The organism is Streptomyces sp. NPDC007157 (genome assembly GCF_040634235.1).
GTDB lineage: Bacteria > Actinomycetota > Actinomycetes > Streptomycetales > Streptomycetaceae > Streptomyces.
The window spans coordinates 361,003-376,157 of sequence record NZ_JBEYFE010000005.1 but is presented as its reverse complement, the minus strand read 5'-3'; the positions used below and the strand labels follow the sequence as shown (position 1 = coordinate 376,157).

10 protein-coding genes and 2 tRNA genes are annotated in these 15,155 nt (G+C 72.6%); 3 read left to right on the top strand and 9 right to left on the bottom strand.

Annotation, left to right across the window (positions count from 1 at the left end):
• The first annotated feature begins 97 nt into the window (after positions 1-97).
• Positions 98-2,401 (top strand): hypothetical protein, encoded by a 2,304-nt coding sequence (locus tag ABZ642_RS11890; RefSeq protein WP_360481042.1) that lies wholly within the window; start codon positions 98-100, stop codon positions 2,399-2,401.
• A 365-nt stretch (positions 2,402-2,766) separates the two neighbouring features.
• Here the strand turns inward: ABZ642_RS11890 and ABZ642_RS11885 are convergent, their stop codons facing one another.
• The 4 genes from ABZ642_RS11885 to ABZ642_RS11870 form a co-directional block, all read right to left on the bottom strand.
• Positions 2,767-2,988 (bottom strand): hypothetical protein, encoded by a 222-nt coding sequence (locus ABZ642_RS11885; protein WP_360481039.1) that lies wholly within the window; start codon positions 2,986-2,988, stop codon positions 2,767-2,769.
• A 186-nt stretch (positions 2,989-3,174) separates the two neighbouring features.
• Entirely contained in the window at positions 3,175-4,065 is an 891-nt protein-coding gene (locus tag ABZ642_RS11880; protein WP_360481036.1) for a helix-turn-helix domain-containing GNAT family N-acetyltransferase, read from the bottom strand.
• Positions 4,066-4,171: 106 nt separating this feature from the next.
• Positions 4,172-4,244: transfer RNA gene (locus ABZ642_RS11875), tRNA-Arg, on the bottom strand.
• A 281-nt stretch (positions 4,245-4,525) separates the two neighbouring features.
• Positions 4,526-4,616, bottom strand: a tRNA-Ser gene (locus ABZ642_RS11870).
• A gap of 169 nt (positions 4,617-4,785) precedes the next feature.
• On the opposite strand from ABZ642_RS11870, the gene ABZ642_RS11865 reads away from it, so the two are divergent.
• Positions 4,786-5,202 (top strand): SSI family serine proteinase inhibitor, encoded by a 417-nt coding sequence (locus tag ABZ642_RS11865; protein WP_360481033.1) that lies wholly within the window; start codon positions 4,786-4,788, stop codon positions 5,200-5,202.
• A 337-nt stretch (positions 5,203-5,539) separates the two neighbouring features.
• The gene (locus ABZ642_RS11860) at positions 5,540-9,649 is read left to right on the top strand and encodes a PAS domain-containing protein (RefSeq protein ID WP_360481030.1); all 4,110 of its coding nucleotides are present in this window, start codon (positions 5,540-5,542) and stop codon (positions 9,647-9,649) included.
• Between the two features lie 151 nt (positions 9,650-9,800).
• Here ABZ642_RS11860 and ABZ642_RS11855 read toward each other — a convergent pair whose 3' ends face one another.
• The 5 genes from ABZ642_RS11855 to ABZ642_RS11835 all read right to left on the bottom strand — a co-directional run bounded on the left by ABZ642_RS11855 (position 9,801) and on the right by ABZ642_RS11835 (position 15,154).
• Positions 9,801-11,444, bottom strand: coding sequence for a long-chain fatty acid--CoA ligase (locus ABZ642_RS11855; protein ID WP_360481329.1), 1,644 nt, complete (start codon positions 11,442-11,444; stop codon positions 9,801-9,803).
• A gap of 134 nt (positions 11,445-11,578) precedes the next feature.
• Entirely contained in the window at positions 11,579-12,136 is a 558-nt protein-coding gene (locus ABZ642_RS11850; protein ID WP_360481027.1) for a SigE family RNA polymerase sigma factor, read from the bottom strand.
• Between the two features lie 192 nt (positions 12,137-12,328).
• On the bottom strand, positions 12,329-13,495 hold the full coding sequence (locus ABZ642_RS11845) for a lipid-transfer protein (RefSeq protein WP_360481024.1): 1,167 nt from the start codon (positions 13,493-13,495) through the stop codon (positions 12,329-12,331).
• The gene (locus tag ABZ642_RS11840) at positions 13,492-13,941 is read right to left on the bottom strand and encodes a MaoC family dehydratase (protein WP_360481021.1); all 450 of its coding nucleotides are present in this window, start codon (positions 13,939-13,941) and stop codon (positions 13,492-13,494) included. Before ABZ642_RS11840 ends, ABZ642_RS11845 begins: the two co-directional genes overlap by 4 nt.
• Positions 13,931-15,154 carry an acyl-CoA dehydrogenase family protein gene (locus ABZ642_RS11835; RefSeq protein WP_360481018.1) on the bottom strand — a complete coding sequence of 408 codons (1,224 nt, stop codon included), beginning with the start codon at positions 15,152-15,154 and terminating at the stop codon, positions 13,931-13,933. The genes ABZ642_RS11840 and ABZ642_RS11835 overlap by 11 nt, the downstream gene beginning before the upstream one ends.
• Between the last annotated feature and the right edge of the window lies 1 nt (position 15,155).

Below are 15,155 nucleotides of genomic sequence, written 5' to 3'. Positions count from 1 at the left end.
CGCTCGCGGGCCGTCCGACCCGCCCCGCCCGCTGTCAAATCCCTGTGTTAGGTTGCGCCCCTTGATCGATCGTGAGGGTTATGTGGGGGGCCTTTTCATGAAGCCGGCACGACTCTCGGCACCAACCGCCGCAGCACTGCTCCTGGGACTGACGACCGTCATGGGTCCCGGCGCGGTCGGCTCGTACGCGGCGTCCTCGGACACGCCACTGCCCATCGCGCACTTCGCGCACCTGGTCGTGGACGCTCCGCACGGACACCTGTTCATCAGCGGCGGCGCCGGCACCGACGCCATCCTCGTCACCGACCTCGACGGCGGGAACCCGACGCTGATCGGCGACGAGCCGGGCGCCACCGGCCTCGCCGTCTCCGCCGACGGGTCCGCGCTGTACGCGGCGCTCCCGGGCGAGGACGCGATATCGGTGATCAGCACGGAGAAGCTGACCGAGTCGGCCCGTTACGCCACGGGCGCGGGCACCCGTCCCGACTCGCTGGCCGTCGCCGGGGGCACCCTCTGGTTCGGATACGGCACGGCGGGCGCCGGCGGTATCGGATCCGTCGACGGCACCGGGGCGGTCACCCTCCAGCAGGATCCGGGTGGTTGGACGGCACCGCCGATGCTGGCCACGACCCCCACGCCCTCCGGCGTACTCGCGGCCGCCGCGCAGACGGGCGACACCTCCGCCGTCGTGACGTACCGGGCCGAGGGCGGTTCGCTGACCCGGCAGGCCGCGAAGGCGCTGCCCGTCCCCGACCTGAGCGACATCGCGCTCACGGCGGACGGGCTGCATCTGGCGGTCCCGTCCTTCCAGGGCGCGATCGCCGACCGGTACCGCACCTCGGATCTGGCGGTCGACGGACAGTTCGCCGGCGGGGTGTACGGCAAGGCCGTCGCCGTGGCCCCGGACGGGACCATCGCCAGTGGCTCCCGCGCACTCGTGACGTTTCCGGAAACAGGCGAGGGCGAGTACACCGACTACTCCTACGCCCAGGATCTGAGCTCCGCCGCACATGGCCTCGCCTGGGCGCCGGACGGGAGCCGGGTCTACGGCGTGGCCGTCGACGCCTCCGGGGGGACACCGACGCTCCACATCTCCCTCCACCCGGAAACCGCGCCGGTCACACTCCGGGGAAGCGGAACCACTCCGCTCGCCCCCGGCGAGGCCTACTCGTTCGTGGTGTCGCCCGATTCGAGCCTCAGCCTCGGCGCCGGAGAACACATGCTTCCCGGCACCGTGCGCATCACGCGCTACGACGACGCCGATCCGGACGGCGTGCTCATCCCGGACCCGACAGCCACCCCGGCAAGGATCCCGATCGACTTCTTCGGCTCCTACCGCGTCGACGGCACGGCTCCGCTCACCGGTCAACTGAGCTTCCACGTCGACTACTCCGGAAGCGGCCACTACGGACCGGCCACCCGGCCCTTCGACCTCCCGGTCGCCAAGTACGCGCCCACCATGGCGCTGACCGCTCCCTCCGCCTCCGGCCGCGCCGCCCCGCTGACCGTCACCGGGCGGCTCACCTGGCCGCACGCACATGTGCGGACGGGCGCGGTGCACATCGTCAAGACAGACGCGGCGCACCCTTCCGGCTACTCGGCGGGCACCGCGTCCGTCGCCGCCGACGGCACCTTCGCCTTCCACGACACCCCCCAGGTGGGCAGCGCGAACACCTACGCCTTCACCTACGACGGCGGCACGTCCTACCTCCCGGTCACGGCGTCGGCGAAGGTACAGGTGTCCCGGGCCACGCCCGCCCTGACCGTGACGACGGACGCGAAGTCGTACCACTCCGGCGCGACCGTCAAGGTCACCGCGCACCTGGGGACCACGTACAACTCCCGCACCGTGACGCTGTACGACCAGCCCGCGGGCAAGCCTCGGGCGCAGCTCAAGAGCGGCAAGGTCGACGCGCACGGGAACCTCGTGACGTCGTACAAGGTCACGCGCGACACCGTCTTCAGCGCCGCCTTCGCGGGTGACTACCGCTACGCGCCGCGCACGGTGACCACCGGCACGACCCTCACACCCACGGTCCGCACGGAGCTGCAGTACCCGTTGAAGACCACCCGCATCGGCTCCACCACCTACCAGGTCTTCTACAAGTCCGAGGTCAACATGGGCTTCGACGTCCAGGTCAGGCCCAATCAGTCCAACGGCTGCACCTCGGTGTACCTCGAGCACTACTACTCGGGGGCCTGGCACCAGGCGACCTCGAAGAGCTGCGTCCCCCTGTACTCCGACGGCTGGTACGGCTACCTGCGGGCTCTCAAGCTCTTCACGAGCAACGACCACTACCGCGTCCGCGCCCACTACACACCACCGGCCAAGGGCGCCCAGACCAGCGGCGTCTGGACCGGGTGGACCTACCTCACGGTCCGCCCCGGCAGCCCCTCGTAAGCCCGAACCTCGCGGCTGCCCCGCCCCGCCCCAACGCCAAAGGCCCCGGACGAACCCGGGGCCTTTGCTGTCGGTTGCCGGCGTGGCCGCTCGCGAGGTGGCGGTCGGACCGACCGCTAGGCAGCCTTGGGCCGCGCCGCGGGCGTGCCCGGGGCGGGCTCCTGCGCATCCTCGGACCAGGAGATCTCGTCTTCTCCGAAGTCCGGAGCCTGGAAGGGCTTGATCGTCGGAGGCGGCGATACGGCGGTGGAGCGGCGGGGTTGCCCTTCCACGGCGGAGAACAGCGACGTCGAGTCGATGAGAGGTCTGCCTTTCGTTACAGGTCCCTGACGGGACCCGGCGTGCCGTGACCGGGCACGGCGGTCCTACAGCTTGGTCATCTTGGCGTACGGGCTCAAGATCCGCATTTGCGCCGAACCGAAGTCCACGAGCGCTGCGGTTCCCTCCTCGATGCCGATGACCCGGCCGAGTCCGTACACGTCATGGGTGACCTGATCGCCCATGGCGAAGTGCTTGGGAGCCGGTGTGACCGGGGCCTTGAAGGGGCTGGTAGGCAGATGACGCTTCGGCGCCGCAGGCTTAGTCATGGCTCAGTATGAGCCCACGCGGAGCCCGTTTCGCTGTGGCCGTCGGCACAGATCCACACGTGAACAATCGCATCATGCCACTGACCTGGTGTTTCCCGCATTAATCAGGCTCCTGCATCTGGCACGGTCGGGGCACGAACCTCTGTCCGGAGAAAGGGGACGTTCCGGTGCGGCCGTCGGCTCATGTCAGCGTGCGAGGTTCCGCTCGAACCAGTGGTGCGCGTACCGCTCCGTGCTGAATGGCTCGACCTCCACGAATCCCGCGGTCTCGTAGAGGCGTCTGGCCTCCGCGAGCGTACGGTTCGTCTCCAGTCGTAGCGTCTCCATCCCACGGGTGATCGCTTCGTCCGCGAGACGCTCGAGGACGCGGCGGCCCAGGCCGAGGCCGCGAACGTCCGGGGACGCCCACATCCGCTTCACCTCCGCGATCCGGGTCGTGGGGTGGAGCTTGAGCGCCCCGCACCCCAGCGGAGTGCCCTGCGCGCTCGCCACCAGGAGCAGTCCGTCCGGCAGCGTCATCTCCTCGTCGCTCGCGGAGAGGCTGTGGGCGGGGTCGAAGCCGGTGTCGAAGCGCCGTCCCAGCTCCTCGAAGTAGGAGCGCAGGCAGTACCGGGCATCGGGGTCGCGCGGGTCCGTGATCTCGATCCGCACCTGTGAGGCCAGCAGCAGCCGCTCGACCTCCGTCATCGCCGCCGCCAGGCGCCCCCGCTGGTGATCGGTCAGTGGATCGAGGATCGACTCCGCAAGTCCGTCCGACGCGCGGTCCAGCACCGCCCGCTCCGCAACGCCGGTCCGGGTGAGACGTACCTTCCGCACCCGTCCGTCATCCGGGTCCGGGTCCGTGGTCACCAGGCCGTCCGACTCCAGCCGCCTCAGTTGCCGGCTCAGGTACCCGGAGTCCAGGCCCAGCCGCGAGCGGAGAACGCGCACCTCGGAGCCGTCGGGCTCGATCTCCCACAGGAGCCGCGACAGACCGAGTGAACGATCCCGCGACAGGTACTCGTCGTTCAGGGCACCGACCCGCTGCGTGACCGCACGGTTGAACCTGCGCACTACATCGATCTGCTCTCGCTCCATTCTCTGACAATAGTCAGAGAATCCGGGGAGGCGACGGCACGCAGGGTCCGCTGTCCGACCCCAAAACGCAAGAGGCCCCGGATCTCTCCGGGGCCTCTTACCTGTGTGCACTCGGCAGGATTCGAACCTGCAACCTTCTGATCCGTAGTCAGATGCTCTATCCGTTAAGCTACGAGTGCTTGTTCTCTTGCTTTTTCGTCTTCGCTTTCGGCCCTTCCGGCCCGCTCGCGGCGACAGGAAGAACATTACATGACTGCCGCCGCCATGTGAAATCCGTTAGGTGCACCCCTTGCGACCTGCGGAAACGTCAAATATCGGGGGTCCTGAGCGCACCGGCTGACCGGCCGTCGCAGCGGCGCGCCCGGTGCCCCGCGCCACCGAGGGCCGACGGGAGTGGCAGTGATCACCAAACAACTCAGGGAGCCCAGACCGAAAATGGTCGGGCTCCCTGAGTCAGGTGCGGAGGCGGAGGGATTTGAACCCTCGATGGGATTGAAGTCCCAAACCGCATTAGCAGTGCGGCGCCATAGACCGGACTAGGCGACGCCTCCCGCACAGCCGCCCGCGCGAGCGCGAGTGGTGCGTGCAGATGATGACACAGTCGAGCGTGCTGTCACCAATCGGCTCCCACGGTACTAGGCAGCCGGGCCACAGGGCAAAGCCCTTCCGGCCGTCGGGAGCGCGGCGCAACGTCCGGGCCGCCGGCACGTTGGACAGGGCATGTCTCACTTCGCCGTGCGGGGCGCCCTCGGGGCCGTCGCCGCCGTCCTCGGATCCCTCCCCGCCCTGCCCGCCTCCGCCGCCGGCCAGGGTGACCACCTCACCGTCACCGTCCTGCACGCCGGGGACGGGCGGGACGGGACGTACGAGCTGTCCTGTCATCCCGGCGCCGGCAGTCACCCGGACGTGGGCGGAGCCTGCGAGGCGCTCGACCGGAACACCCGCTGGGGACGCGACACCTTCGCCCCGGTCGCCCCCGGCGCCGCCTGCACCATGCTCTACGGCGGCCCGGCCACCGCCCATGTCACCGGCACCTGGGCCGGCCGCCCCGTCGACGCGACCTACGACCGCAGCAACGGCTGCGAGATCGGCCGCTGGAACCGGATGGTGCCCCTGCTGCCCGACCTGGGTCCATGAGCGCCGGGCCCGTCGATTCCCGGAACCCGCCCACCGGCCGCCCGCCGTGCCCGGAACCCGGCCCAGCGGCCCGCCCGCCCGTCAGGCGATTCGGCCATCAGGACGGCACAGCCGTTTCAAGGCGGAGGCCCCGCTCCCGTAAAAGTCCCGCGGAGGTACGGCGGAGGTGAGGCGTGTCGGGCACATGTTCGCCGTCACTTCGTCGTGCGACCTCCCTCTCATCCGGCGACGTGAGCGCAACCGGTGCCTTTAGACTCCCTCGCGTGACACGCCGCGGGCCGGTTGGCAAGATGGCCCGAGCGGTCGGCAAGGTGCGGTAACAGGGAGGAAGCGTCTCGTGAGCAGCAGGCCATCCCGAGGCGCTGCTCGCCTCGCAGCCATACTCGATGCGCTGCCGGACGCGTTGGTGCTGGTCAACGCCAACGGGACCGTCGTCAACGCGAACACGATCGCTCTGGAGGCGTTCGAGGCACCGGGTACCGCGCTGGTCGGGCGAGGGCTCCTGGATCTGCTGCCGCAGTTCGACTCCCGGCTCATCCCGGGGTCCATGCGGCGGCCCGATCACATGGATCCGCGCGGGCGGACCAAGCCGACCCGGATGGTGGCGCGGCGGACCGACGGCTCGGAGTTCCCGGTCGAGGTCACCAGCGCCAACCTGGAGAACGGGCAGCAGGCGTACGACGGTTACGGCTACGGCTCCGACGAGCTGCTGATGCTCGTCGTGCGCGACCTGACCGGCACCGTGGACACCGAGGCCGAGCTGGCCCGCTCGCAGCGGCAGACCGAGATGATCCTGCGGGCCGCGAGCGAGGGCGTCGTAGGGACGGACACCGACGGGCGGATCGTGCTCGTCAATCCGGCCGCCGCTCAGATACTGGGATACCGGGCCGGTGAGCTGGGCGGCAAGGAGCTGCACAACCTGGTGCTGCACGCGCGCGCGGACGGCTCGCCCTTCCCGTACGCCGAGTCCCCGCTCGCCGACACCCTGCGCTCCGGACGCAAGCACCGGGTGCGCGGCCAGGTGCTGTGGGCCAAGGGCGACAAGAAGGTGCCGGTCGATCTGACGACCGCACCGGTACGCGACGGCGACCAGCTCGTCGGCGCCGTGATGACCTTCACCGACCGGCGGCCGTACGACGCCCTGGCCGAGGAGAAGGACACCCAGGAGAAGACGCACACCGAAGAGCTGGAGCGGCTCTCCGAGGAGCACGCCTCCGACCTGACCGCGCTGCGCCAGAAGCACGTCACCGAGGTCGAGGAGCTGCGCGAGCGGCACGCCGAGGAGCTGGCGTCCGGCGAGGAGCGGTACGCGGCCCTCGGCGAGCGGGAGAAGGACCGGTACGAGGCCCTCCACGGGCGCCACGAGCAGCTGCTGACCCTGCTCGCGCAGTCGCTGCGCGGCCCGCTCGACGAGCTGCGCCGGGAACTGGCCGCGCTCGCCGCCGACGACGCCGGGCAGCTGTGGCCCGAGGCCAACCAGGTGCTCCACCACCTTTCGGCCGGTTACTCGCGCATCACCCAGCTCATCGACAACGTGCTCGGCTACCAGGCCCTGGACGCCGGGACCGAGGACATCAACCGCACGAAAGTGATGCTGGACGCCGTCGTCGCCGCCGGTGTGGACGGGGCGGTGGAGCTGATCGGACCCGGCCGGGTCCAGTTCGCGGTGCACGCGCCGCCCATCGAGGCCGAGGTGGATCCGCGGCGGCTCGCCGTCGCCCTCGCCCATCTCGTCGCGGACGTCGCGGGTGTCGACGCGACCGGGAACGCGCCCGTCTCCGCCGGCGGCTACATGGACAACACCGTGGTGGTCGCGGCGGCGCAGCGCGGTGAGGTCGTCCGTATCGAGGTGCGCGGGCCGTACCCCGGGGGCGACCCGGTGCACGAGCCGATCGTGCGCGGGATCGTGCGCGCGCACGGCGGTGTACTGCAGACGCACGAGGTGCCCGGCATGAGCGGCAGCGCGTTCGTCCTGGAGGTGCCGATCGGGGGCGGCGCCGGGGCCGTGCCCCCGCCGCCCGGTACGGCGGTGGCCATGATCCCGGCCGCCGACGACAGCGGTGCCGGTGGGCGGCGGCGGGCCCGGCGGGCCTCCGTGGACGCCTTCCTGGAGAGCGACGTGCCCGGCGGTGAGCCCGCCGACGGCGAGGCCCCGGCCGTGGCGCCGACCGGGCGGCGGCGCCGGCGTGCCGCCGAGGCGGCTGCCCTGGAGAGCGGGCCCGCCGCGATCGAGAGCGCCGCGAGCGTCGAGGGCGTGGAGTCGGCGTCCGGCGGTACCGGGCGGCGGCGCGGACGACCGGCCGACGCGGGCGCCGGCGAAGACGCGGGGGGCGCCGGGATCGCCGGTGTCTCCGAGGGTGCCGTGGTGACGGCGGCCGAGCAGGGCGCCGGTACGGCCGCCGCGGGTACGGGGCTCGGGGGCACCGTTCCGCCGCAGGGCGTGCCCGCGCCGGCGGCGGGGCGACGCGCCCGGCGTGAGCCCGACGAGCGGCAGGCGCTACCGCCGGCGCTGCCCGCGGCCGCACCCGCTGCCGCTGCCCCGCAGGACGACGAGGCACAGCCGAGCGGGCGTCGGCGCCGGGCGCTGGCCGCGGCGGCCGAGCGGGCGGAGCAGGCCGAGCAGCAGCAGGCGGGCCCCCGCCCGGTCTTCGCGCTGCCGCCCGCCGAGGCCGACCGCGCCCCCGAACCGGTCGCGGTGGCGGGCGAGGAGGGTCGGCACGACGCCGTGGCGCACGACCAGGCCGAGGACCACACCCCGCCGCAGCCGCACCCCACCAACGCGCCGACGGGCCGCCGTCGACGGGCCGTCGGCCAGCCCGAGGAGGCCTCGCCGGCCGTTGTGCCGACGGTGCCCGCGCAGGCGAGCGCGCCCGGCCGGCCCGACCAGTCCGGTCGGTCGCTACCGCCGGGGCAGCCCGGGCAGGGTGTCCCGGCCCAGGTCGGGTCCACGGCCCAGGTCGCCGCGCCGTCCGGCATCCCCGTCGCCCCGGCGGCCGCCGGTCAGCAGCCCGTGCCGGCGGGTCAGCCCGGCCGGCCGGTTCCGCAGGCGTTGCCGGGCGCGGCCGCCGTTCCGGCGCAGGCACAGCAGCCACAGCCACAGCCACAGCCGCAGAGCCCCGCTCCGGTGGCCCCGGGTCAGCCGGTGCCCGCGCAGCCCGCCCCGGCCGGCGCCCAGCCGCTGCCGGCGGAGGCCGCGCCCGTGGCCCCCGTGCCGCAGCAGTGGCCGGGCGGCGCCGACGAAGCGCCCGCGGCCGCCGCTCAACCCGCGCGTGCCGCGCAGCCGTTGCCCGCCGAGGCGGCGGCGACGCCCGCGCCGCCCGACCCGGACTCCACGCAGGGCCGGGCGTTCAGCGTGCGGACGCTGGGGCAGGGGGTGCCGTTCTCACGGCAGGCCGCACAGGTGCAGCAGCCCACGGCGACCCCGCCCCCGCACCAGCCCGGCGGCAACGGACGGCGCCGCAAGCTGGGCACGCGCAACGAGCAGCAGCAGCCCGAGCAGGCCGCCCGGCCGCATCCGCCGACCGAGCAGCCGGCGGCCCAGCCGCTGCCCCAGCCGTCGCTGGCCGGGCAGTCCCGGCTCGCGGGTGCCACCGAGGGCGCCGGACGGTCGTACGCGATAGGCGCACCGGACGTGAACGCCGCCGAGGGTCCAGAACCGCTGGACGGTCCGGGCGGGGCGGTCGAGGTCGCGGATCCGCCGCGCCCGCAGCCGATGGACGACGAGCTGCCCCCGGAGCCGCTGGACAACCCGCGCCGGCTACTGGTGTGGCCCGCGCCGGACGTCACCACCCAGCAGGCGCTGAGCGACCGCGGCTACCGGCCGGTGATCGTGCACTCCCGTGAGGAGGTCGACGCGCAGATCGCCGCGTTCCCGGCGGCGCTGTTCGTGGACCCGCTGACCGGGCCGATCACGCGGACCGCCCTGCAGTCGCTGCGGCAGGCGGCGGTGGCGGCCGAGGTGCCGGTGATGGTCACGGCCGGACTGGGACAGGCGACGCGCGAGGCGGCGTACGGCGCCGATCCCGCCGTACTGCTGAAGGCGCTCGCGCCCCGGGACACCGAGCAGCATCCGCCGCGGGTGCTGCTCATCGAGGAGCACGCGGAGATCGCCCTCGCCCTGACCGCGACGCTGGAGCGGCGCGGGATGCAGGTCGCGCGGGCGGCGAGCGACGCGGACGCGGTGACGCTGGCCGGGCAGTTGCGGCCGAACCTGGTGGTGATGGACCTGATGCAGGTGCACCGCGGCCAGGCCGGCATCATCGACTGGCTCCGTACGAACGGGCAGCTCAACCGGACGCCGTTGGTCGTCTACACGGCGGCCGTCGACCAGGCGGACCTGCCTCGGCTGGCGTCCGGTGAGACGGTGCTGTTCCTGGCGGAGCGGTCGACGAGTGCCGAGGTGCAGGGCCGGATCGTGGATCTCCTGGCGCGGATCGGGACGAACTGAGAGAGCGCCGTTCGGGGAACTGCCGACCGTCGGCCGCGGGTAGATCGTGGCTGGTCGCGCCCACGCGGCGGTAGCCGCATATCGAAACAGCCCCGCGCCCCTATAGGGGCGTTTCGGGGCATTTCGGTGCGGGCGTTTCCGTGCGGGGTGGTCAGAGGCTGGTGATGTCCAGCTCGCCCTCGGCGTACTGCCTCCTGAGGACCTTCTTGTCGAACTTGCCGACGCTCGTCTTCGGTACCGCCGTCACCACCGTCCAGCGCTCCGGCAGTTGCCACTTCGCGATCTTGCCCTCCTCGGCGAGGAAGGTGCGCAGGGCTTCGAAGGTCGCGTCGGCGCCCTCCCGCAGCACGACCGTCGCCAGCGGGCGCTCGCCCCACTTCTCGTCGGGTACGGCGACCACCGCGGCCTCGGCGACGTCCGGGTGGGACATCAGCGCGTTCTCGAGTTCGACCGAGGAGATCCACTCGCCGCCGGACTTGATGACGTCCTTCGCACGGTCGGTGAGGGTGAGGAAGCCGTCGGGGGAGATGGTGCCGACGTCACCGGTCTTCAGCCAGCCGTCCTCGCTGAACTTGTCGGCGGGGCGCAGCGGGTCGGCGTCGGGGCCGTTGTAGTAGGCGCCCGCGATCCAGGGGCCGCGCACCTCCAGTTCGCCGGCCGACTCGCCGTCCCAGGGGAGGCGTTCGCCGCCGGGGCCGCTGAGCCGGGCCTGGACACCAGTCGGGAAACGGCCCTGGGTGAGCCGGTAGGCGAACTCCTGGTCCGTGCCGACCGCATGGGCCGGCGGGCGGGAGACGGTGCCGAGCGGGGAGGTCTCGGTCATGCCCCAGGCGTGGCAGACCCGCATGCCCAGCTTGTCGAACGCGGCCATGAGGGAAGGCGGGCAGGCCGAGCCGCCGATGGTGACCTGGGTGAGCGAGGCGACGTCCCGGGGCCGGGCGGTGAGTTCGCCGAGCAGGCCCTGCCAGATGGTGGGGACCGCGGCCGCGTGCGTGGGCCGCTCGGTCTCGATCATCTCGGCGAGCGGGGCGGGCTGCAGGAAACGGTCCGGCATGAGCAGGTTGACGCCGGTCATGAAGGTGGCGTGCGGCAGGCCCCAGGCGTTGACGTGGAACTGGGGCACGACGACCAGGGAGGTGTCCTGGTCGGTCAGGCCCATCGACTGGGTCATGTTGACCTGCATGGAGTGCAGGTAGATCGAACGGTGGCTGTACACCACGCCCTTGGGGTCGCCGGTGGTGCCGGAGGTGTAGCACATGGCGGCGGCCTGGCGTTCGTCCAGCTCCGGCCAGTCGTACGCGGTCGGCTTGCCGGCGATCAGGTCCTCGTACTCGTGGACGGCCACGGTCGCGCCGTCCAGCAGGGAACGGTCGCCGGGGCCGGAGACCACGATGTGCCGAAGCGGCTTGAGGTGCGGCAGCAGCGGGGCGAGCAGCGGCAGCAGCGAACCGTTGACGATCACGACCCGGTCGGCCGCGTGGTTCACGATCCAGACCAGCTGTTCGGCGGGCAGCCGCAGGTTGAGCGTGTGCAGGACCGCGCCCATGGAGGGAATCGCGAAGTACGCCTCGGTGTGTTCCGCGTTGTTCCACATGAGGGTGGCCACGCGGTCGTCGTCCTGGACACCCAGGTCGTCACGGAGGGCGTGGGCCAACTGGGCGGCGCGGGCGCCGACATCGGCGAAGCTGCGGCGGTGCGGCTCGGCTTCGCCCGTCCAGGTGGTCACCTGTGACTCGCCGTGAACCCGCGAACCATGCGTCAGGATCGTGGAGATCAGCAGCGGTACGTCCTGCATGGTGCTCAGCACGGCGTCCTCCCGGGGGCGTCATTGCCTACTCGGCGGTAAAGGGGCTGCGCTGATTCTGCTCACATACCGGTCGGTATGTCACTAGGGGAGAGCCAACTAACACGTCGGCGGCGGTCCGTCCGTTATCGGGCGACGTCCAGCTCAGGGTCCTCGCGCAGCTTGCCGAGCGCACGCGACACGGCGGACTTCACCGTGCCCACCGACACCCCGAGCACCTCGGCCGTCTGCACCTCGCTGAGATCCTCGTAGTACCGCAGCACGACCATCGCCCGCTGCCGCGCGGGCAGCTTCATGATCGCCCGCCACATCGCGTCGTGCAGCGCCTGCCGTTCGGTCGGGTCGTCCCCGCCGCCCACCGGCTCCGGCTCGGGCAGTTCGTCGCAGACGAACTCGTCGACCCGGCGCTTGCGCCACTGCGAGGTCCGGGTGTTCAGCAGGGCCCGGCGCACATAGCCGTCGAGCGCCCGATGGTCCTCGATCCGCTCCCAGGCCACGTACGTCTTGGCGAGCGCGGTCTGGAGCAGGTCCTCCGCGTCACTCGGGTTCGCGGTCAACGACCGGGCGGTGCGCAGCAGGACCGGCTGGCGAGCCCTGACGTACGACGCGAAGGACGGGTACGGTCGGGTCTGCCTCGCCGAGACAGCGGCGTCCGAAGCGCTGGTGCAGACGGGTGTGGTCATGGCTCCACGCTATGAGCGAACAGCGTGACCGCGGATCGGCCGCAGGTCCCGAAGGAGAGTCCGCCTCAGGTTGTAGGGGTAGGGCTGGCTACACCTCCTGAAGGTGGAGTACGGGGGCAGTACTCCTGCGGGTTTACCCCTGAGGGGGTAGTACGGCCGAGGCGCCGGGCCGCGCCCCGGCAGGCCGCCGGTTCACCCGTCCGAGGTCAGGACCAGCCCTGACGTCGGCACCCCGGTGCCGGCGGTCACCAGGACCCGGCCCGCGCCCGGTATCTGGTTCACGCCCGTGCCCCGCAACTGGCGTACCCCTTCCGCGATCCCGTTCATCCCATGGAGGTACGCCTCCCCGAGCTGTCCTCCGTGTGTGTTCAGCGGCAGCCGCTCCTCGGCCACGAAGTCCGCCGCCTCCCCGCGTCCGCAGAACCCGAACTCCTCCAGCTGCATCAGCACGAACGGGGTGAAGTGGTCGTACAGGATCCCCACGTCGATGTCGGCCGGGGCGAGCCCGGAGGTGCGCCACAGCTGCCGGGCCACCACGCCCATCTCCGGGAGCCCGGTCAGGTCGTCCCGGTAGAAGCTGGTCATCTGTTCCTGGGCCCGGCCGGCGCCCTGCGCGGCCGCCGTGATCACGGCCGGCGGACGCGGCAGATCACGCGCCCGCTCCACCGAGGTGACGACGAGCGCCTGTCCGCCGTCCGTCTCCTGGCAGCAGTCGAGGAGTCGGAGCGGCTCCACGATCCAGCGGGATGCCGCGTGGTCGGCGAGGGTGATGGGACGGCCGTGGAAGTAGGCGGCGGGATTGGTCGCCGCGTATTTCCGGTCCACCACCGCCACCTGCCCGAACGCCTCCGGAGTCAGCCCGTACGTGTGCAGGTGGCGCTGCGCCGCCATCGCCACCCAGGACGCCGGGGTGAGCAGCCCGAACGGCAGCGCCCAGCCGAGCGCCGCGCCCTCCGCCGACGGCTCCCGGTGCTGCACGCCCGAGCCGAACCGGCGCCCCGATCTCTCGTTGAACGCCCGGTAGCAGACGACGACCTCGGCCACCCCCGCCGCCACCGCCAGCGCCGCCTGCTGGACCGTCGCGCAGGCCGCTCCGCCGCCGTAGTGAACGCGGGAGAAGAAGGACAGCTCGCCGATCCCGCAGGCCTGGGCCACGGTGATCTCCGGGCTGGTGTCCATCGTGAACGTGACCATCCCGTCCACGTCCGCCGGGGTCAGCCCCGCGTCGGCCAGCGCGGCCCGCACCGCCTCCGCCGCCAGCCGCAGCTCGCTGCGCCCCGAGTCCTTGGAGAACTCGGTGGCCCCGATCCCCACGATCGCCGCCCGCCCGCCGAGCGAGTCCCGGCCCCGCACGCTCATGCGTCCTCCTCGTCGGTGACGGTGACGGTCACCGTGGCTTCGGTGAGGGCGACGGTCACCGTGCCGGTCACGTGGTTGCCGATGCCGTTGGCGCCGACCACCCGGACCGTCGCCGTCCCCGTCACCTCGTCCAGCTCCTCGATGCGGCCGGTCAACACCATCGTGTCCCCCGGGTAGTTGGGCGCGCCCAGCCGGATGGCGACCTTGCGGAGCTCCGCCGTCGGACCGAAGTGGTCGGTGATGTACCGGCCGACCAGGCCGTTGGTCGTCAGGATGTTCATGAAGATGTCGGGGGAGCCCTTCAGCCGGGCCAGTTCGGCGTCGTGGTGCACGTCCTGGTAGTCCCGGGACGCGATCGCGCCGGCCACGATCAGCGTCCGCGTGATCGGGATCTCCAGCGGCGGCAGCACGGTGCCCACCCCCGGCCGTGTCGTCTCAACTCCCACTCGCGATCAACTCCCCCAGTTCCTGGAGCACTTCGCTCCCGCTGCCCAGATACGCGTCCAGCTGGCGCCCCCAGAGGAAGTGCCGGTGCACCGGATGCTCGACGTCGGCGCCCGCGCCGCCGTGCAGATGCTGGCCCGTGTGCACGACCCGCTGCCCCGCCTCGGACGCCCACCAGGCGGCGGTCAGCGCGTGCGTGGCGTACGGCAGCCCGGCGTCCCGCCGCCAGGCCGCCTCGTACGCCGTCACCCGTATCGCCTCGGTGTCCATATGGGCGTCGGCGGCACGGAGTTGCACGGCCTGCCGGGTGGCGAGCGGGCGTCCGAACTGCTCGCGGGTGTTGGTGTGCGCGACGGCCCGGGCCAGGGAGCCCGCACAGACACCGGCCTGCAGCCCGGCGAAGGCGGTACGGGCGGCGGCCAGGACGTCGGCGTAGGCGGTGGCGTCGGGGGCGTAGGCGGTGGGAGCGCGGGCACCGGAGTCGAGGGCGCCGGAGTCGGCGCCGGAGTCGGGAGCGAGGGCGCCGGAGTCGGTACCCCCGGGGCCGGGGCCGGGGCTGAGGCCGGGGTCGGGCCCGGGGCCGGGGCTGAGGCCGGGGTCGGTGCCGGTGCCGGTGCCGGTGCCGGTGCCGGTGCCGGTGCCGGTGCCGAGGGGCTCGGCCGGGGCCTCGTGGAGGGTGAGCCGGCCCGCCGACCAGGGCGCGGTGAGCTCGGTCTCCTCGATGCCGGTGCCCTCCCCGAGCGGCACCAGCCAGAGCCGCCGGCCGGCGTCCGCGACCAGCACGTGCGTGGCGTCGCGCAGCCACGGGACGACGGGGACGGTGCCGCTCAACCCGCCCCGCGCGCCGGGTCGTACCCCCTGCTGGGCCGGAAACGCGCCGGCGACGACCACCGACCCGTCTCCGATCCCCGGCAGCAGCCGCTCCCGCTGCTCACTCGTGCCGTGGGCCGCGATCGCCAGCTGCCCGTACACACAGCTCGCCGCGTACGGCACCTGGGCCGTGGTGCGCCCCTGTTCCTCCAGGAGCAGCACCAGCCCCAGCAGACCCAGCTCCTCCACCGCGGCCACCAGCCCGGCCGCCGTGAGGGCCTTCCACAGCTCCGGGTCGCTGCCGGTGCCGGCCGCCCGCAGCCGCTCCGGGGTGGCGAGGTCCGCGAAGATCCTGGCGGCCAGGTCACGGGCCTCGGCCTGCGCCCCGGTGGGCGTGAAGTCCATG